15 protein-coding genes are annotated in these 19741 nt (G+C 71.2%); 8 read left to right on the top strand and 7 right to left on the bottom strand.

All coding sequences use genetic code 11. The features are described from left to right. Positions 1-22 precede the first annotated feature (22 nt). Positions 23-352 (top strand): ferredoxin, encoded by a 330-nt coding sequence (locus tag EF903_RS04720; protein ID WP_125541312.1) that lies wholly within the window; start codon positions 23-25, stop codon positions 350-352. 4 nt (positions 353-356) lie between these two features. On the opposite strand, the gene EF903_RS04715 is transcribed toward EF903_RS04720, so the two are convergent. The 3 genes from EF903_RS04715 to EF903_RS04705 all read right to left on the bottom strand — a co-directional run bounded on the left by EF903_RS04715 (position 357) and on the right by EF903_RS04705 (position 3305). After that, on the bottom strand, positions 357-953 hold the full coding sequence (locus EF903_RS04715) for a hypothetical protein (RefSeq protein ID WP_125541311.1): 597 nt from the start codon (positions 951-953) through the stop codon (positions 357-359). A gap of 222 nt (positions 954-1175) precedes the next feature. Further along, positions 1176-2087: a tRNA (adenine-N1)-methyltransferase gene (locus tag EF903_RS04710; RefSeq protein ID WP_125541310.1), complete on the bottom strand. Its 912-nt coding sequence runs from the start codon at positions 2085-2087 to the stop codon at positions 1176-1178. An 18-nt stretch (positions 2088-2105) separates the two neighbouring features. Further along, the gene (locus EF903_RS04705; RefSeq protein WP_260614809.1) at positions 2106-3305 is read right to left on the bottom strand and encodes a site-2 protease family protein; all 1200 of its coding nucleotides are present in this window, start codon (positions 3303-3305) and stop codon (positions 2106-2108) included. A 197-nt stretch (positions 3306-3502) separates the two neighbouring features. Here EF903_RS04705 and EF903_RS04700 point away from each other — a divergent pair, with 197 nt between their 5' ends. After that, positions 3503-4417: a RecB family exonuclease gene (locus tag EF903_RS04700; protein ID WP_260614816.1), complete on the top strand. Its 915-nt coding sequence runs from the start codon at positions 3503-3505 to the stop codon at positions 4415-4417. Between the two features lie 68 nt (positions 4418-4485). Then, a complete protein-coding gene (locus EF903_RS04695) occupies positions 4486-5160 on the top strand; it encodes a response regulator transcription factor (protein ID WP_125541308.1) in 675 nt (224 codons plus the stop codon). A gap of 87 nt (positions 5161-5247) precedes the next feature. Here EF903_RS04695 and EF903_RS04690 read toward each other — a convergent pair whose 3' ends face one another. The 4 genes from EF903_RS04690 to metH form a co-directional block, all read right to left on the bottom strand. Then, complete coding sequence (locus EF903_RS04690; protein WP_399420114.1) at positions 5248-6828, bottom strand: ABC transporter substrate-binding protein; 1581 nt, start codon at positions 6826-6828, stop codon at positions 5248-5250. Between the two features lie 74 nt (positions 6829-6902). After that, positions 6903-8507: an ABC transporter substrate-binding protein gene (locus EF903_RS04685; protein WP_125541306.1), complete on the bottom strand. Its 1605-nt coding sequence runs from the start codon at positions 8505-8507 to the stop codon at positions 6903-6905. A 467-nt stretch (positions 8508-8974) separates the two neighbouring features. After that, positions 8975-9676: an HAD family phosphatase gene (locus EF903_RS04680; protein WP_125541305.1), complete on the bottom strand. Its 702-nt coding sequence runs from the start codon at positions 9674-9676 to the stop codon at positions 8975-8977. A gap of 113 nt (positions 9677-9789) precedes the next feature. Further along, the gene (gene metH / locus EF903_RS04675; RefSeq protein WP_125541304.1) at positions 9790-13302 is read right to left on the bottom strand and encodes a methionine synthase; all 3513 of its coding nucleotides are present in this window, start codon (positions 13300-13302) and stop codon (positions 9790-9792) included. A gap of 253 nt (positions 13303-13555) precedes the next feature. Here metH and EF903_RS04670 point away from each other — a divergent pair, with 253 nt between their 5' ends. From EF903_RS04670 to EF903_RS04650, 5 genes are all read left to right on the top strand, one after another. After that, on the top strand, positions 13556-14323 hold the full coding sequence (locus EF903_RS04670) for an IclR family transcriptional regulator (RefSeq protein WP_125541303.1): 768 nt from the start codon (positions 13556-13558) through the stop codon (positions 14321-14323). Between the two features lie 315 nt (positions 14324-14638). After that, the gene (locus EF903_RS04665; protein WP_125541302.1) at positions 14639-15421 is read left to right on the top strand and encodes an MIP/aquaporin family protein; all 783 of its coding nucleotides are present in this window, start codon (positions 14639-14641) and stop codon (positions 15419-15421) included. Positions 15422-15500: 79 nt separating this feature from the next. Beyond that, positions 15501-17027, top strand: coding sequence for a glycerol kinase GlpK (gene glpK, locus EF903_RS04660; protein ID WP_185902515.1), 1527 nt, complete (start codon positions 15501-15503; stop codon positions 17025-17027). A 38-nt stretch (positions 17028-17065) separates the two neighbouring features. Further along, positions 17066-18673, top strand: coding sequence for a glycerol-3-phosphate dehydrogenase/oxidase (locus tag EF903_RS04655; RefSeq protein ID WP_125541300.1), 1608 nt, complete (start codon positions 17066-17068; stop codon positions 18671-18673). 126 nt (positions 18674-18799) lie between these two features. Further along, a partial coding sequence (locus EF903_RS04650) for a PAC2 family protein (RefSeq protein WP_148142502.1) occupies positions 18800-19741 on the top strand: 942 nt, incomplete at its 3' end.

The following is a 19741-nucleotide window of genomic DNA, read 5'->3' as shown; positions in this document are numbered from 1 at the left end:
AGGGCAGGGAACGGCAGGGGATATGACCGTGCAGCAGGAGGCAACCGCCGGTGGCGCAGACGGCGCCGGGCAGGCGGGCGAGCCGCTCGAGGTCTGGATCGACCAGGACCTCTGCACCGGTGACGGCATCTGCGTGCAGTACGCGCCGGAGGTGTTCGAGCTGGACATCGACGGTCTGGCCTATGTGAAGAGCCCGGAGGACGAGCTCCTGGTGGACCCGGGGGCGACCACTCCGGTTCCGCTGCCGCTGCTCCAGGACGTGGTGGACTCGGCGAAGGAGTGCCCGGGCGACTGCATCCACGTGCGGCGCGTCTCGGACGGCGTCGAGGTGTACGGCCCTGACGCCGAGTGACGGTTCAAACACTCCCGGTGGAGATGTTCGTCAGCTCCTGGCGGAATTTCCCGCCGGTCCAGCGCCACTTGGCGAGCCGGTGGACGTCGGGGCTGGAGCGGGGGACCTCGGGCGAGGAGTAGCCGAGGAGCCGCGCGGTGACGACGCCGTCCCGGACGGTGAGGTCGTCGGCGCTGTTGCGGGCGGCGGCCTCCAGCAGAGTCGCGACGATGCGCGGCGCCGCCCCGGGCTCCCGGCCGGCGGTGAGGACGTAGAGGGCGTGCGGCGGGGTGCCGGAGCCGGCGTCGCAGCGGACCGCGGCGACGGTCTCGGGCCGGCCGTCGCCGTCGAGGTCGCCCTGCGCGGTGGCGGTGACGGCCACGGGGGCGCCTTTGCAGTCGAGGGGGTAGGCGGCTGCCGCGGCGTCCGGGGCGGCGGCCTGCGGGGCGGCAGCGCCGCCGGGTGCCGTACGGGCTTCCGCACCGGTCGCGGGGCCGGCGGCGGCGGGCTGGAGCAGCCCCGCGGCGGCGACGGCGGCGGCCAGGGCGCAGGCCGTGGCGAGCCAGTGGACGGGCCTGCTGCTGCGGTGCGCGGGTTCCGGCGCGGCGGTGCGGTGCGGCACGCGGGGGGTCTCCTGAGCGGGGGATGACGGGGAGCCAGCATCGTGCCACACCTCACACCGGGACGGAACGGGCGGGTCCGGCCGGGCCGGTACGGGAAGCCCTCCCGGTGGCGGCGCGGGCCCGCAGGGGCAACGGAAAGGCGCTGCGGCGCAGTTCCCTGTCGGTCCGGGGAACTGCGCCGCAGCGCCTTCGTGTTGTGCGGGTGCGGTCCCGTGTGGCGGTCAGCCGCGGTCGGAGGAGCCGCCCGAGCCGCTGCCCGGTCCCTCGTAGTCCTCGCCGTACGCGCCCTTGGCGGGGCGGCGGCGGCGCATCGGGGGCTCGACGCCGTCCGCGAGGCGGCGGGCGGTGACGAGGAAGCCGGTGTGTCCGATCATCCGGTGGTCGGGGCGCACGGCCAGGCCCTCGACGTGCCAGTTGCGGATCATCGACTCCCACGGCTGGGGCTCGGCGAAGCAGCCGATCTCGCGGATGGACTCGACGGTCTTGGAGAGCTGGGTGGTGGTGGCCACGTAGCAGCAGAGGATGCCGCCGGGCACGAGGGCCTTGGAGACGGCGTCCAGGCACTCCCAGGGGGCGAGCATGTCGAGGATGACGCGGTCGACGTCCGTGTCGGACAGGTTGTCCTGGAGGTCGCCGACGGTCAGCTGCCACGCGGGGTGCGGGCCGCCGAAGTAGCGCTCGACGTTCTCCTGCGCGATCTGGGCGAAGTCCGCCCGGCGCTCGTAGCTGTGGAGCATGCCCTGGTCGCCGACGGCGCGGAGCAGGAAGCTGCTCAGCGACCCGGAGCCGACCCCCGCCTCCACGACGCGGGCGCCGGGGAAGATGTCGGCGAAGGCCAGGATCTGGCCCGCGTCCTTGGGGTAGACCACGGCGGCGCCGCGGGGCATGGACAGGACGTAGTCGGGGAGCAGGGGTCGCAGCGCGAGGTACGCGACGTTCCCCGTGGTACGGACAACACTGCCCTCGGGAGCGCCGATCAGCTCGTCGTGCGGGAAGGAACCCTTGTGGGTGTGGAAGTTCTTCCCGGCTTCGAGCGTGAACGTGTAGTGGCGTCCCTTGGGGTCGGTGAGCTGGACCTGGTCCCCGACCTTGAAGGGCCCGCGACGGCGGGCGGCACCGGTCGGTTCGGACATGTGACCAGTGTATTGGCTTCAGGGGCGGGGCCGTGCCATGGCCTTCACGAAGGCCTTCTCGACGTCCAGGGTGGACAGGACGCCGTAGACCTCACCGCCTGCCTCGACGACCAGGTACTCGGTGGCGGGGGTGGCGCGCAGGCGGTCGAGGAGTTCCTCGCCGGCGAGCTCTGCGGAAACCTTCATGCCGTCGGTGAGGTCCTGGGCGAGGGAGCTGACGGCGACCCAGGGGCGGCGGTGTTCGGGGACGGAGGCGATGGCGCTCTCGCGGACGATGGCGTTGGGCTCGCCCTGGCCGTCGACGACGACGATGGCGCGGGCGCCGTGGGCGTTGGCGCGGCGCAGTGCCTCGGAGAGCGGGGTGGCGTGCTCGACGGGTACGGCGCGGCGGGTGAGGGCGCGGGCGCGGAGTTCGGGCAGGTGCTCGCGCAGGCGGGCCATGCGGAGGCTGTTGCCGGCTCCGGTCCAGATGATCGCGGCGAGGATCGCGGCGAGGAGGGCGTCCATGACGGTGCTCATGCCGCCGGCCTCTTCGCCGGGGGTGCCGAGGATGCCCGTGTGGGTGATCATCGGGAGGCCGAGGAGTACGGCGACGGCGAGGCCTCGGCCGACCCAGGCGGCGGCGACGGTGCCGGCCATGGGCTTGCCGGTGATGCCCCAGATGACGGCGCGGAGCATGCGGCCGCCGTCGAGGGGGAGGCCGGGCAGCAGGTTGAACGCGGCGACGAGCAGGTTGGAGATCATCAGGCCGGCGAGGAGGACGCCGGGGACGGTTCCCGCTTCGACGGCGTTCATGCCGAGGTAGAAGGCGCCGGCGAGGAGGAGGGAGAGGAGCGGGCCGACGAAGGCGAGGACGAACTCGCGGCCGGGGGTCTCGGACTCCTTCTCGATCTCGGAGACTCCGCCGAAGAACTGGAGCTGGATGCGGCGCACGGGGAGCCGGTAGCGCAGGGCGGCGACGGTGTGGGCGAGCTCGTGGACGAGGACGGAGCCGTAGAAGGCGACCGCGAAGAAGAGGGAGACGAGGTAGCGGGCGGGGCCGAGGTCGGGCAGGACGCGGTCGAGCTGGTCGCCGAAGACCCAGGTGATGAGGGCGGCGACGAGGAACCAGCTGGGGGAGACGTAGACGGGGACGCCGAAGGGGCGGCCCATGAGGATTCCGCCGCCCGGTCCGGGGCGCTTGTCCGGGCGCTCGCCGTTGTGGTCGGTTTCTGCCACGGCTGTCCTTCGGTCGGTGCTGTCCGGGGCGGGGTGCCCCCCGGCTGGTGCTGTCCAGTGTGTTCCACGGGCCGGGTGGGTGCGGCCGGGGCTCCCGCGGTAGCGCGGTGTGATGCTCCGATCATGCAGTGCGAGGGGGCCCGGCGTCGATGGTATGCGTGTGGCTGTCCGCGGCGGGCCGTAGGGTTCTGTGCATGATGACGAGCCCCGGTCCCCTTCCCGGCGCTGCGGATGCCGGTGCGGCGCCGGGCGCCGCGGCCCCCGTTTCGCTGTCGCCCTCGCGGGCGGGCGACTTCATGCAGTGTCCGCTGCTGTACCGGTTCCGGGTGATCGACCGGCTGCCGGAGAAGCCGAGCGCGGCGGCGACGCGGGGCACGCTGGTGCACGCGGTGCTGGAGCGGCTGTTCGACCACCCGGCGGCGGAGCGGACGGCTCCGCGGGCGAAGGCGCTGGTTCCGGGGCAGTGGGAGCGGCTGCTGGAGGCGAAGCCGGAGCTGGCGGAGCTGTTCCCGCAGGGGGATGGCGGCGAGGCGCTGGCGCGCTGGCTGGCGGAGGCCGAGGCGCTGGTCGAGCGGTGGTTCACGCTGGAGGACCCGACGCGGCTGGAGCCGGTGGAGCGGGAGTTCTTCGTGGAGGCGGAGCTGGAGTCGGGGCTCCGGCTGCGCGGGATCATCGACCGGGTGGACGTGGCGGCGACGGGCGAGGTCCGGATCGTCGACTACAAGACGGGCAAGGCCCCCCGTCCGGAGTACGCCGAGGGCGCGCTGTTCCAGATGAAGTTCTACGCGCTGGTGGTGTGGCGGCTCAGGCAGGTGGTGCCGCGGCGGCTGCAGCTGGTGTACCTGGGCAGCGGCGACGTGCTGACCTACGACCCGGTGCCGGCCGACCTGGAGCGGGTGGAGCGCAAGCTGCACGCGCTGTGGGAGGCGATCCGTGAGGCGACGGAGACGGGCGACTGGCGGCCGCGGCCGACGAAGCTGTGCGGCTGGTGCGACCACCGGGCGGTGTGTCCGGAGTTCGGCGGCACTCCCCCGGTCTATCCGCTGCCGGTGGTGCCGCGGGCCGCGGTGCCGCGTCCGGCGGACGGCCCGGACCGGACGGCGGACTCCTGATCGTCCGATCAGGGCACAATGAGGGCGTCCGCGCCGAAGCCGCCCAACCGAAACACGAGGTGTCCCCTGTGGCGATCCGCGTCCTCCTGGTCGACGACCAGCCGCTGCTGCGCACCGGTTTCCGGATGATCCTGGAGGCCGAACCGGACCTGGCGGTGGTCGGCGAGGCCGGAGACGGCCTCCAGGCGCTGGACCAGGTGCGCGCGCTCCAGCCCGACGTGGTGCTGATGGACATCCGGATGCCGCGGATGGACGGGGTCGAGGCGACCCGGCAGATCACGGGACCGGGCCGGGACGGCCCGGCGAAGGTGCTGGTGCTGACCACCTTCGACCTGGACGAGTACGTGGTGGAGGCGCTGCGGGCGGGGGCGAGCGGCTTCCTGCTGAAGGACGCGCCGGCGGTCGAGCTGGTGCAGGCGATCCGTGTGGTGGCGGGTGGCGAGGCGATGCTCGCGCCGAGCATCACGCGGCGGCTGCTGGACAAGTACGCGGTGCACCTGCCGTCGGGCGAGGAGCGCGTCCCGGACTCGCTCGGGACGCTGACCGAGCGGGAGGTCGAGGTGCTGAAGCTGGTGGCCAAGGGCCTGTCGAACGCGGAGATCGCGGCGGACCTGTTCGTCAGCGAGACGACGGTCAAGACGCACGTGGGCCACGTGCTGACGAAGCTGGGCCTGCGGGACCGGGTGCAGGCGGCGGTGTACGCGTACGAGAGCGGCCTGGTCCGCCCGGGCGCCGCCCGTTAGCCGCTCCCCCGCCCCCACAAGCACGGCGACGGCCCGTGCCGCCCCGGAGGGGGTGGCACGGGCCGTCGCCGTGTCTGCGGGGGCTGCTCAGCCCTTGCTGATCTCCCAGAAGCGGAAGACGGTGGAGGCGTCGAGCGACCACTGCAGGCCGGTGACGTTCTGGCGGGTCACCGCGTACTGCTTGCTCTGCCACAGGGGCAGGAGCGGGATCTCGTCGGCGACGATGTCCTGGAGGCGGGTGTAGTCCGGCGTGGCCGCGCTGCGGTCGGCCTTGGCGGAGGTCGCCGGGATGATCGTCTGGGAGATCTCCTTGTTGTCGTAGTTGTTGTTCAGGACGTTGTTCGGCCCGAAGAACGGCTGCGTGAAGTTGTCGGCGTCCGGGTAGTCGGGCACCCAGCCGCGGATGTAGACGCCGTACTTGCCGGCCGCGATGTCCTTCTCGTACTGCTCGTACTCGACGGACTTGACGTCGGCCTCGAACAGGCCGCTGTCGTTCAGCTGCTTGGCGATGAGCGCCATCTCCTGGTCCGTGGCGGGACCGAAGCGGGTCGGCGTCGTGTACAGGGTGATCTTCACCTTGTCCTTGATGCCGGCCGCGCGGAGGACCGCCTCGGCCTTCTTCGGCTGCGGGCTGCCGCCGTAGCGGTCGAAGAAGGCGGTGTTGTGGGAGCCGATGCCGGCGGGGACGACCGAGTACAGGGAGGTCGCGGTGCCCTCGTAGACGTCCTTGACGAGCGCCTCGCGGTCCACGAGGAAGGCGATGGCCTTGCGGACGGGGAGCTTGCCGGCGACCTCGTCCTTCATGTTGAAGACGAGGTGCTGGACCTCGGCGCCGGTGCCCTGGACGACCTCGATGCTGTTGTTGCCGGTCTTGGTCGAGGCGAGGCCGGCGATGTCCTTGGCGGCCAGGCCGCGGAAGGCGAAGTCGACGTCGCCGCTTTCGAGGACCTTCTTCAGGGCGGCCTGGTCCTGGTTGAAGAACTTCAGCGTGACGCCGGTGTTCTTCGGCTTGGCCTTGCCGGTGTAGGCCTCGTTGACCGAGAAGTTGGCGCTCTTCTCGTTGAACGAGTCGAGCTTGTAGACGCCGGAGCCGATGGCCTTGCCGTCGGTGCGGAGCTTGTCGGCCGGGTACTCGGTGTGGTCGACGATGGAGCCCGCACCCGAGGCGATCTTGCTGGGGAAGGTCGCGTCGGACGTCTTGAGGCGGAAGACGACGGTCTTGTCGTCGGGGGTGTCGATGCCCGCGATCGACGACAGCAGGACGGCCGGGCCGTTCGGGTCGTTGATCTTGAGCGTGCGCTCGAAGGAGAACTTCACGTCCTCGGACGTGAGGCGGTGGCCGTTGCTGAACTTCAGGTCCGGCTTCAGGGTGCACTTGTACACCTTGCTGTCGCCGCCCTCGAAGGCGCAGGACTGCGCGGCGTCGGGCTCCGGGGTGGTGGCGCCCTTGGGGAAGCTCAGCAGCGACTGGAAGACGTTGTTGAAGAGCAGCCAGGAGCCCGGGTCGTAGCCCGCGGCGGGGTCGGTGGACTTCACCTTGTCGGATATGCCCATGACCACGCCCTTGCCGCCTTCGGCGGGCGAGCCGTCGGTCGAACCGCAACCGCTGAGCAGCGCTGCGGCGGTGGCTGCGCCGAGCGGGGCTGCCAACCACTGGTTACGTCTCATCACGCGAACGTCCTTCACAGTCTTGCTGAATCGATGCACCGGCCCGCGGACACCCGCCGCCGGTCCTGCCGGTCTCAGCCGCTGACTCCGCGGCCGAGCTCCCACAGCTGGAGGTCGGAGATGGCGTTGACCGACCACTCCACTCCGGTGATCCCGTCGCGTGCGGCGACGTACTGCTTGCCCTGCCACAGCGGCAGGACGGGCACGTCCTCGGCGACGATGTCCTGCATCTCCGTGATCGCGGGGGCGGCGACGTTGCGGTCGGCGGCCTTGCGCGACTCGGGGATGAGCTTGGTGCGCACCGTGCTGTTGGCGTACGGCGTGCCCAGGAAGTTGTCCTGCTCCAGGAAGGGAGCGAGGAAGTTGTCGGCGTCCGGGTAGTCGGGGAACCAGCCGAGCCCGTAGGCGGCGTAGTCGCCCTTCTTCTGCGCCGGGCGGAACTCGGTCCAGTCGGCGCCCTGGACGGTGATGTCGAACAGCTGGGTGGAGTTCAGCTGGTTCTTCAGGATCTCGAACTCGGCGGCCGTGCCGTCGCCGTAGTGGTCCTTGGTGTAGGTGAGCGTCAGCTTGACCGGCGTCTTGATGCCGGCGTCCTTCAGCAGCTGCGCGGCCTTGGCCGTGTTGGCCTCGCCGTACTTGTTGCGGAAGGAGTTGACGTGGCCCGTCACCGAGGTGGGGACCAGCGAGTACAGGGGCTGCGCTGTCTTGCCGTACACCTTGGAGACGATCGCGTTGCGGTCGACGGCGGCGGCGAGGGCCTGGCGGACGGCCTTGTCCTTGACGACCGGCGCCTCGGTGTTGAAGCCGATGTAGCGGATCTCCAGGCCGGGCATCGGGACGAGGCGGACGCCCTTGGGCGGGTTCGCCGAGAACTCGTTGATCTGGGTCGGCGACAGGGTGCGGGAGACCATGTGGATCCGCCCGTCGGTGAGCGCCTTGCCCATGGCGGCGGTGTCGTCGAAGGTGCGCAGCTCGACCTTGTCGTTCTGCAGCTTGAGGTCGCCCTTGTAGTGGGGGTTCTTGCTGAACACGGCGCGGACGAGGCGGTTGCCCTTGACCTCGGCCTTCATCGTGTAGGGGCCGGAGCCCTCGACGGTGAATCCCTCGCGGAGCTTCCCGGCGTCGTAGGCCTTCTCGCTGACGATGCCGGCGGCCGGGGTGGAGAGCTTGTACGGGAAGGTCGCGTCCGGGGTCTTCAGGTGGAAGACGACGGTGTCGGCGCCCTTGGCCTCGACGGTGTCGAGGGTGGAGAGGAGCGAGGCGGGGCCGTTCTCGGCGTTGATCGCGCGGACGCGGTCGATGGAGAACTTGACGTCCTTGGCGGTGAGCGGCTCGCCGCTCGCGAACTTCAGGCCGGGGCGCAGGGTGCAGCGGTAGCTCTCGTTGCCCGTGTCGGTGAAGTGGCAGGCGGAGGCCGCTTCGGGGACGGGCTGGCCGCCGCCTCGGGGGGTGTGCATCAGGGTCTGGACGGTCTGCCGCAGGACGTTCCAGGCTCCGGCGTCGTAGGCGTACGCCGGGTCGAACGGTGCGGGGGCGTAGTCCGCCGCCTCGTACCGGTCGGTGGTGCCGACGACGATCGCTCCGGTTCCCGCTCCGCCGCCCGTCGCGCTGCCGCAGGCAGCGAGGGTGGGGGTGAGCAGTCCGGCCGCGGCCGTCAGCACCAGGGTCTTGCGGTTCATGCTGGAAGTACTCCCTTGACCGGCACTTGTTCAAAGCGGCGTAGAGGGCACTTCGCGGCGGTCGCCCGTTCTGGGCGGAACGATCGGGCCGGTTTTGTGACGATCGGTCCACACGTACCCGGCACAGGGGTGTGTGTCCGGGACTGCTGCGGTGCGGAGTGCCCGCGTCGACATTAGTGGCCTTGGACCGGATGGCTTGAACTGGCCGGACTTGGGGTGTAATCGCACGGTGATGGGAGGGGACTGCCTGTCAGTGCCGAGGCCATCGCAGATGCGGTCAGGAGATCATCAATCCGGACACAAGGGAACCGGACCCGGGGTCCCTAACGGTCCGTAAGGGGCGTTGCGGGTGACGAAGGTCACCCGGGCCCGGCGCCAGGGAATGGATGGGATTTCGGCGCGTCAGCCAAGGAACGGAAGTCCGCTCGCGGGCTGCGGTGCCGCGTGCTGCCACGCAGCGTGGCGGATCAGTTCATCGGGGTGATGAGGGAGCGCAGGAAGGCGAGGTCGACGTCCTCCAGCGAGCCCACCACCGTCCGCCCGGGCGCGGGCGCGATCAGCCCGACGGAGGGGACGGCGACGACGCGGCAGCCGGCCGCCTCCGCGGCGGCCACGCCGGTGGCGGTGTCCTCGATGACGGCGCACCGGGAGGGGTGTGCGCCGAGGGCGCGGGCGGCCAGCAGGTACGGGTCGGGGTGGGGCTTGGTGCGCGGGACCTCGTCGCCGGCGACGGTCAGGGCGAAGCGCTCGGGGCCGAGGGAGCCCAGGACGCGGTCGATCACGCGCCGGTGCGAGGCGGAGACGAGGGCGGTGGGCACGTTGTGTCGGGCGAGCTCGGACAGCAGCCGCTCGGCCCCGGGCATCAGCGGCACCTGCTCGGCGATGCGGGCCTCGAAGCGCTCGTTCAGCAGGACGCTGAGCTCGCCGATGCCGATGTCGGCGCCCGTGGCCTCGATCAGGAAGCCGGCGCTGCGGGTCATGGGGCCGCCGACGACGATGTCGCGCCAGGACTCCTCCAGGCGGTGGCCGAGCTCCGCGAAGACGTCGACCTCGGCCTCCCACCAGAAGCCCTCGGTGTCGACCAGCGTCCCGTCCATGTCGAGCAGCACCGCCTGGAGGGCCGAGCCGTCGGCCGTGCGGGCGATGGAGACGGGAACGGTACTGGTCATGCGCGCGCCTCTCGGTGGGGACGAGAAGGCCGGTCGCCTGTTCCAGCGCGGGGCGCTCCCCGGGGAACAGGCGACCGGCCTGTTTGGGACCGACCAGTGTACGTCGGTCTGCGTCAGCGTGCGTTGAAATACTTCGCTTCGGGGTGGTGGATGACGATCGCGTCGGTGGACTGCTCCGGGTGGAGCTGGAACTCCTCCGACAGGTGGACGCCGATCCGCTCGGGCCGGAGCAGGTCGGCGATCTTGGCGCGGTCCTCCAGGTCTGGGCAGGCGCCGTAGCCGAGGGAGAAGCGGGCGCCCCGGTACTTCAGGGCGAACATGTCCTCGACGTCGGCGGGGTCCTCGCCGCCGAAGCCGAGCTCGGCGCGGACGCGGGCGTGCCAGTACTCGGCGAGGGCCTCGGCGAGCTGGACGGAGAGGCCGTGCAGCTCCAGGTACTCGCGGTAGGAGTCCGACGCGAACAGCCTGGCGGTGGCCTCGCCGATCTTCGAGCCGACGGTGACGACCTGGAGGCCGACGACGTCGGTCTCGCCGGACTCCTCGGGGCGGAAGAAGTCCGCGAGGCACAGGCGGCGGCCGCGGCGCTGGCGCGGGAAGGTGAAGCGGGTCCGCTCGTTGCCGGCCTCGTCGAGGATGATCAGGTCGTCGCCCTTGGAGACGCACGGGAAGTAGCCGTGGACGACGGCCGCCTCCAGCAGGTTCTCGGTGTGCAGGCGCTCCAGCAGGCCGCGCAGCCGGGGCCGGCCCTCGGTCTCGACGAGCTCCTCGTAGGTGGGGCCGCCGGCGCGGGCCTGCTTCAGCCCCCACTGGCCCTTGAAGAGGGCGCCCTCGTCGAGCCAGGAGGCGTAGTCCTTCAGCGGGATGCCCTTGACGACGCGGGTGCCCCAGAACGGCGGCGTCGGAACCGGGTTGTCGACGGAGACGTCGGAGCGGCCCGCGGGCTCCTCCGGCTCGGCGGCCTCCGGCAGCGGGGTGTCGCGCTTGGGGACGCGGCGCTGCCTGAGCTCGGGCAGGGCGGCGCCGGGGACGCCGCGCTTGACGGCGATGAGGGCGTCCATCAGGCGCAGGCCCTCGAAGGCGTCGCGGGCGTAGCGGACCTCGCCCTCGTAGATCTCGTGGAGGTCCTGTTCGACGTAGGCGCGGGTGAGGGCGGCGCCGCCGAGGATGACCGGGTACGTGGCGGCCAGCTTGCGCTGGTTCAGCTCCTCCAGGTTCTCCTTCATGATCACGGTGGACTTCACGAGGAGGCCGGACATGCCGATGACGTCGGCGCGGTGCTCCTGGGCGGCCTCCACGATCGCCGAAACCGGCTGCTTGATGCCGATGTTGACGACGTTGTAGCCGTTGTTGGAGAGGATGATGTCGACGAGGTTCTTGCCGATGTCGTGGACGTCGCCGCGCACGGTGGCCAGGACGATGGTGCCCTTGCCCTCCGCGTCCGACTTCTCCATGTGCGGCTCCAGGTAGGCCACCGCCGTCTTCATGACCTCGGCGGACTGGAGGACGAACGGCAGCTGCATCTGGCCGGATCCGAAGAGCTCGCCGACGACCTTCATGCCCTCCAGGAGCGTGTCGTTGACGATGTCGAGGGCGGGCCGGGTCTGCAGGGCCTCGTCGAGGTCGGCCTCCAGGCCGTTCTTCTCGCCGTCGACGATGCGCTGCCGCAGGCGCTCCTCCAGGGGCAGCGCGAGGAGTTCCTCGGCGCGGCCGGCCTTGAGGGACTTGGTGTTGACGCCCTCGAAGAGGGCCATCAGCTTCTGCAGCGGGTCGTAGTCGCCCTCGCGGCGGTCGTAGATGAGGTCGAGGGCGGTGGAGACCTGCTCGTCGTCGAAGCGGGCGATGGGCAGGATCTTCGAGGCGTGGACGATCGCCGAGTCCAGGCCGGCCTTGACGCACTCGTCGAGGAAGACGGAGTTCAGCAGGACGCGGGCGGCCGGGTTGAGGCCGAAGGAGATGTTCGACAGGCCGAGGGTCGTCTGCACCTCGGGGTGGCGGCGCTTGAGTTCGCGGATGGCCTCGATGGTGGCGATGCCGTCCTTGCGGGACTCCTCCTGGCCGGTGCAGATGGTGAAGGTGAGGCAGTCGATGAGGATGTCGGACTCGTGGATGCCCCAGTTGCCGGTGAGGTCCTCGATCAGCCGCTCGGCGATGGCGACCTTGTGTTCGACGGTGCGGGCCTGGCCCTGCTCGTCGATGGTGAGGGCGATCAGAGCCGCGCCGTGCTCCTGGGCCAGGCGGGTGACCTTCGCGAAGCGGGACTCGGGGCCGTCGCCGTCCTCGTAGTTCACCGAGTTGATGACGGCGCGGCCTCCCAGGGCCTCCAGGCCGGCCCGGATGACGTCGACCTCGGTGGAGTCCAGCACCACCGGCAGGGTGGAGGCGGTCGCGAAGCGGGCGGCCAGCTCCCGCATGTCGGCGACGCCGTCGCGGCCGACGTAGTCCACGCACAGGTCGAGCATGTGCGCGCCCTCGCGGATCTGGTCGCGGGCCATCTCGACGCAGTCGTCCCAGCGGGCCTCCAGCATGGCCTCGCGGAACTTCTTCGACCCGTTGGCGTTGGTCCGCTCGCCGATCGCCATGTAGGAGGTGTCCTGGCGGAAGGGCACCGTCTGGTACAGCGAGGAGGCGCCCGGCTCGGGGCGCGGCTCGCGGACGGCGGGGGCCAGGCCGCGGACCCGCTCGACGACCTGGCGCAGGTGCTCCGGGGTGGTGCCGCAGCAGCCGCCGACCAGGGAGAGGCCGTATTCGCGGACGAAGGTCTCCTGGGCGTCGGCGAGCTCGCTCGCCGACAGCGGGTAGTGCGCGCCGTCCTTGCCGAGGACCGGCAGGCCCGCGTTCGGCATGCAGGACAGGGGGATGCGCGCGCTGCGGGCGAGGTAGCGCAGGTGCTCGCTCATCTCGGCGGGGCCGGTGGCGCAGTTCAGGCCGATCATGTCGATGCCGAGCGGCTCCAGGGAGGTCAGCGCGGCGCCGATTTCGGAGCCGAGCAGCATGGTGCCGGTCGTCTCCACGGTGACGGAGCAGATGAGCGGGACGGAGACGCCGAGGGCCTCCATGGCGCGGCGGGCGCCGATGACGGAGGCCTTGGTCTGCAGGAGGTCCTGGGTGGTCTCGACGAGGAGGGCGTCGGAGCCGCCGGCGAGCAGGCCCTCCGCGTTGGCCTGGTAGGCGTCGCGGAGGGTGGCGTACGCGATGTGGCCCAGGGTCGGCAGCTTGGTGCCGGGGCCGATGGAGCCCAGCACCCAGCGCTGCTGCCCGGTGGCGGCGGTCGCGGCGTCGGCGGCCTCGCGGGCGATGCGGGCGCCTGCCTCGGAGAGCTCGTGGATGCGCTCGGGGATGTCGTACTCGCCCAGCGCGGAGTGGTTGGCGCCGAAGGTGTTGGTCTCGACGCAGTCGACGCCGACGGCGAAGTAGGCGTCGTGGACGGAGCGCACGATGTCGGGGCGGGTGACGTTGAGGACCTCGTTGCAGCCTTCGAGCTGCTGGAAGTCCTCCAGGGTGGGCTCCTGGGCCTGGAGCATCGTTCCCATGGCACCGTCGGCGACGACCACGCGGGTCGCGAGCGCCTCTCGGAGGGCATCGGCCCGGTTCTGGGTGTCGGCGGGCGGATTGGGCAACGAGGCCATGGAGAGCTCCCTGGGATGCGACGGCTGTCGGCTTTGCACCCTTGCCGTTCCAAGGGTGCACGCGGTCAGGGTAACCGCGCAGCGGGAGCCCCGGTGCGGGTGTCCCACGTGGCGGACTGCATGCTGTCCGCGGGGGTCGGCGGGGCGGGTCCAGGACACGTTGCGGCTTGAACACGTCGCCTGACCATGCGGAAGGTCGGCATGGGCCGATAGTGTTCAGCATTGTCGAACTACGTCAGCAGGAGGCTGCGCCATGGCACGGAACATCCAGTCGCTCGAACGAGCCGCTGCGATGCTGCGGCTCCTGGCGGGCGGCGAGCGCCGCCTGGGCCTGTCGGACATCGCCTCCTCCCTGGGCCTGGCCAAGGGCACGGCGCACGGCATCCTGCGCACCCTGCAGGCCGAGGGCTTCGTCGAGCAGGACGCCGCCTCCGGCCGCTACCAGCTGGGCGCGGAGCTGCTCCGGCTGGGCAACAGCTACCTGGACGTGCACGAGCTGCGGGCGCGGGCGCTGGTGTGGACGGACGACCTGGCCCGGGCCAGCGGCGAGAGCGTCTACGTGGGCGTGCTGCACAAGAGCGGGGTGCTGATCATGCACCACGTGTTCCGCCCGGACGACAGCCGTCAAGTGCTGGAGGTGGGCGCCATGCAGCCGCTCCACTCGACGGCCCTCGGCAAGGTGCTCTCCGCGTACGACCCGGTCGCGCACACCGAGGCCGTGGAGGCGGAGCGCGAGGCGTTCACGCCCCGCACCGTCACGGACGCGGCCGGCTTCGAGGAGGTCCTCGACCTGACCCGGGCGCGCGGCTGGGCGGCCGACGTCGAGGAGACCTGGGAGGGCATCGCCTCGGTGGCGGCGCCCATCCACGACCGGCGCCGGATGCCGGTGGGCGCGGTGGCGGTCGCCGGCGCCGTGGAGCGGGTGTGCGGGGAGGGCGGCGAGCCCCGGGCCGCGCTGGTGGCGTCCGTACGGGACTGCGCGCGGGCCGTTTCGCGCGACCTCGGCGCCGGCCGCTTCTAGCCGCTTCCTGACCCCCTTCAGGCCACTTCATGGCCGCTTTCTGCCCTCTTTTCGCCATATTCCGGCCGAAGAGTGGCTTGATGTGGCCGATCCCACGGCGCGGTAACGATCCGGCATTTGGCCTGGCCAACCCTTGACGCGTTCTTCACCAGGGCGGAAAACTGCCGTTCATCGGTCGGCATTGTCGAACACCTACCGGCAATACGCGTTAGGGTGTGGACAGGCCAAGGACCGGTGAAGCACTCACCGAGTGCGCGGACCACGGGCGGGACCCCGTGTCCGCCCACCATTGGACGCAAGACAAAGGAGTCGCGGGTGCCCAGCTCCGACATCTTCCTCGGCGAGACCATCGGTACCGCCCTGCTCACCCTGCTCGGCGGTGGTGTCTGCGCCGCCGTCACGCTCAAGAGCTCCAAGGCCCGGAACGCAGGCTGGCTGTCGATCACCTTCGGCTGGGGTTTCGCCGTCCTGATCGCCGCCTACGTCTCCGCTCCCCTCTCCGGCGCGCACCTGAACCCGGCGGTCACCGTCGGCCTGGCCGTCAAGAACGGCGAGTGGGGCGACGTCCCCGTCTACTTCGCCGGACAGCTCCTCGGCGCGATGCTCGGCGCCGTCCTGATGTGGATCACCTACTACGGACAGTTCCGCGCCCACCTCGCGGACCCCGAGAACATCCGCGACGCCAAGCTCGGCCCCGAGGACCCCCACCCGCACGACCAGGCGGGCCCCGTCCTCGGCGTCTTCTCCACCGGCCCCGAGATCCGCAACGTGGTGCAGAACCTCACCACCGAGATCATCGGCACCGCCGTCCTCGTCCTGGCCATCCTCACCCAGGGCCTCCAGGACGACGGCAAGGGCCTCGGCGTCATAGGCGTCCTGATCACGTCCTTCGTGGTCGTCGGCATCGGCCTCTCCCTCGGCGGCCCCACCGGCTACGCCATCAACCCGGTCCGCGACCTCGGACCCCGCATCGTCCACGCCCTGCTGCCGCTGCCCAACAAGGGCGGCTCCGACTGGGGCTACTCCTGGATCCCGGTGGTCGGCCCGCTCGTCGGCGCCGTGCTCGCCGGCGGTCTCTACAACATCGCGTTCGCCTGATCAGCACGGCCCCGCGCTCGTAGGATCCGCACCGCCCCACTGAATCCGCACTCCTCACGACCTGCCAGGAGCAGCCACCATGACCAGCAGCACCGGCCCCTTCATCGCAGCGATCGACCAGGGCACCACCTCCTCCCGCTGCATCGTCTTCGACCGCGACGGCCGCATCGTCGCCGTCGACCAGAAGGAGCACGAGCAGATCTTCCCGAAGCCCGGCTGGGTGGAGCACGACGCCACCGAGATCTGGGCCAACGTCCAGGAGGTCGTCGCCAGCGCCATCGCCAAGGCGGAGATCACCTCCGCCGACGTCAAGGCGATCGGCATCACCAACCAGCGCGAGACCACCGTGCTGTGGGACAAGAACACCGGCGAGCCGGTGCACAACGCGCTCGTCTGGCAGGACACCCGCACCGACGCCCTCTGCAAGGAGCTCGGCCGCAACGTCGGCCAGGACCGCTTCCGCCGCGAGACGGGCCTGCCGCTCGCCTCGTACTTCGCCGGCCCGAAGGTCCGCTGGCTCCTCGACAACGTCGAGGGACTGCGCGAGCGCGCCGAGGCCGGCGACATCCTCTTCGGCACCATGGACTCCTGGGTCATCTGGAACCTGACCGGCGGAGCGCAGGGCGGCGTCCACGTCACCGACGTGACCAACGCGTCCCGCACCATGCTGATGAACCTGCACACCCTCGCCTGGGACGAGCGCATCGCGGAGTCCATGGACGTCCCGCTCGCGGTCCTCCCCGAGATCCGCTCCTCCGCCGAGGTGTACGGGCACGTCAAGGACGGCGTCCTCGCGGGCGTGCCCGTCGCCTCCGCGCTCGGCGACCAGCAGGCCGCCCTCTTCGGGCAGACCTGCTTCTCCGAGGGCGAGGCCAAGTCCACCTACGGCACCGGCACGTTCATGCTGATGAACACCGGCGACAAGATCATCAACTCCTACAGCGGCCTGCTGACCACCGTCGGCTACCAGATCGGCGACCAGAAGCCGGTCTACGCCCTGGAGGGCTCCATCGCCGTCACCGGCTCGCTCGTCCAGTGGATGCGCGACCAGATGGGCCTGATCAAGTCCGCGGCCGAGATCGAGACGCTGGCCTCCTCCGTCGAGGACAACGGCGGCGCCTACTTCGTCCCCGCCTTCTCCGGCCTGTTCGCCCCCTACTGGCGCGCCGACGCCCGCGGCGTCATCGCGGGCCTGACCCGGTACGTCACCAAGGCGCACATCGCCCGCGCCGTCCTGGAGGCCACCGCCTGGCAGACCCGCGAGATCACCGACGCCATGACCAAGGACTCCGGCGTCGAGCTGGCCGCCCTGAAGGTCGACGGCGGCATGACCTCCAACAACCTGCTGATGCAGACGCTCTCCGACTTCCTGGACGCCCCCGTGGTCCGTCCGATGGTCGCCGAGACCACCTGCCTCGGCGCGGCCTACGCCGCCGGCCTGGCCGTCGGCTTCTGGCCCGACACCGACGCCCTGCGCGCCAACTGGCGCCGCGCGGCCGAGTGGACCCCGCGGATGCCCGCCGACCAGCGGGACCGCGAGTACAAGAACTGGCTCAAGGCCGTCGAGCGGTCCATGGGCTGGATCGACGAGGAAAACGCCGGCTGACCGCACCAGCCGACGAACCGATGAGGAGCTGAAGAGACATGAGCACCCTGCAGAGCGTCCCCGCCCTGGGAACGCACCCGACCGCCGGCTCGAACCCGGGCCGCGCCGAGACCCGCGAGCAGCTGGCCAAGGCCACGTACGACCTGCTGGTCATCGGCGGCGGAATCCTGGGCACCTCGGTGGCCTGGCACGCCGCGCAGTCGGGCCTGCGGGTCGCCATGGTGGACGCCGGCGACTTCGCCGGCGCCACCTCCTCCGCCTCCTCCAAGCTCGTCCACGGAGGCCTGCGCTACCTGCAGACCGGCGCGGTCAAGCTGGTGGCCGAGAACCACCACGAGCGGCGGGTGCTGGCCAAGGACGTGGCCCCGCACCTGGTCAACCCGCTCACCTTCTACCTGCCGGTCTACAAGGGCGGCCCGGTGGGCGCGGCCAAGCTGGGCGCGGGCGTCTTCGCCTACTCCGCCCTCTCGGCCTTCGGCGACGGCATGGGCAAGGTCATATCCCCCGCCCGTGCCGTCGCCGACAACCCCGGCCTGAAGACCGACAACCTCAAGGCCGTCGCGGTCTACTACGACCACCAGATGAACGACTCCCGCGTCGCCGTCATGACGGTCCGCGCGGCCGTCGAGTCCGGCGCGGTCGTCCTCAACCACGCCGAGGTCACCGGCCTGCGCACGACGCGCGGCCGGGTCTCCGGCGCCGAGCTCAAGGACCGCCTCGACGGCACCGAGTTCGGCATCGACGCCCGCGTCGTGCTCAACGCCACCGGCCCGTGGGTGGACCACCTGCGGCGCATGGAAGACAAGCACGCGCTGCCGTCGATCCGCCTGTCCAAGGGCGCGCACATCGTCATGAAGCGCAAGTCGCCCTGGAAGGCCGCCATGGCCACCCCGATCGACAAGTACCGCATCACCTTCGCCCTGCCGTGGGAGGACCAGCTGCTGCTGGGCACCACCGACGAGGTGTACGAGGGCGACCCGGCCGACGTCCGCGCCACCGAGAAGGACATCCAGCAGATCCTGGACGAGGCCGCCTTCTCCGTGAAGGACGCCGACCTCGACCGCTCCCTGATGACGTACGCCTTCGCCGGCCTGCGCGTCCTGCCCGGCGGCCCCGGCGGCGTCGAGAAGGCCAAGCGCGAGACCGTCGTCTCCGAGGGCGCGGGCGGCATGCTGTCCGTGGCCGGCGGCAAGTGGACCACGTACCGCCACATCGGCCGCGTCGTCATGGACAAGCTGGCCAAGCTGCCCGGCAGCCCCCTCACCGACGACATGGAGCCCGTCAAGTCGCTGGTCCGCCGGGTCCCGCTGCCCGGCGTCGCCAACCCGAACGCGGTCGCCCACCGCCTGCTCGTCGACCGCGAGCCCGGCGCCCGCATGGACCCGCTGACCGCCCGCCACCTGGCCTCCCACTACGGCTCCCTCGCCTTCGACGTGGCCCGCCTCGCCAACGAGGACCCGGCCCTCGCCGAGCGCATCCACCCGGACGGCCCCGAGATCTGGGCGCAGGTCGCCTACGCCCGCGACTTCGAATGGGCCGAGACCGCCGACGACGTGCTGCGCCGGCGCACCACCGTCACCATCCGCGGCCTCGACAGCGCCGAGGTCCGCGGCCGCGTCGAGGAGATGCTGAGCCGCAAGGCATAGCCTCCCGCGCGGTGGGGAAGAGGGGCGGTTCCGAGGGGAACCGCCCCTCCGTCGTGGGCTGTGGAAGCCGTCCCCGCAAGCCTTAGGCTGACCCACGTACGCAAGGAACTTCGGAAGGAGACCTGGGTGATCGAGCTTGAGGGCGTGCCCGAGCTGATCGACCCGGTCATGGTGGCCGCGTTCGAGGGCTGGAACGACGCGGGCGACGCGGCGTCCGGTGCGGTCGCGCACCTGGACCGGGAGTGGAAGGGCGAGGTCTTCGCGGCGCTCGACGCCGAGGACTACTACGACTTCCAGGTCAACCGGCCCACCGTGTGGCTGGACAACGGCGTCCGGAAGATCACGTGGCCGACGACGCGGCTGTCCGTGGTGCGGATCGGCGGCCCCAAGCCGCGCGACCTCGTACTCGTACGGGGCATCGAGCCGTCCATGCGGTGGCGGTCGTTCTGCAACGAACTCCTCGGCTTCGCCCACGAACTGGGCGTCGAGATGGTCGTCATCCTCGGCGCCCTGCTCGGCGACACCCCGCACACCCGTCCGGTCCCCGTCAGCGGGGTCACCTCCGACCCCGACCTCGCCCGGACGATGCACCTGGAGGAGACCAAGTACGAGGGCCCCACCGGCATCGTCGGCGTCCTCCAGGAAGCCTGCACACACGCCGGGGTGCCCGCCGTGTCCCTGTGGGCCGCCGTCCCCCACTACGTCTCCCAGCCACCCAACCCGAAGGCCACCCTGGCCCTGCTGAACCGGCTCGAAGACCTCATCGACGTACGGATCCCGCTCGGCGAGCTGCCCGAGGACGCGCGGGCGTGGCAGCTCGGGGTGGACCAACTCGCCGCCGAGGACAGCGAGGTCGCCGAGTACGTGCAGACGCTGGAGGAGGCGCGGGACACCGCCGACCTGCCGGAGGCGTCGGGGGACGCCATCGCCCGGGAATTCGAACGCTACCTCCGGCGCCGGGACCCCTCCGCGGAGCCGGGCCCCACGCCGGGCGGCGACGCCTCGTACCTCCGCGACCCGTCGCCGGGCCGCCCCCGCCCCCGCAGGTCACCGGAGCCGGAGGAAGAC

Origin of the sequence: Streptomyces sp. WAC05292, from assembly GCF_003949955.1 — a bacterium.
Taxonomy (GTDB): Bacteria; Actinomycetota; Actinomycetes; order Streptomycetales; family Streptomycetaceae; genus Streptomyces; species Streptomyces globosus.
The sequence above is the reverse complement of the archived record's forward strand: the minus strand, read 5'-3'. Positions and strand labels throughout refer to the sequence as shown.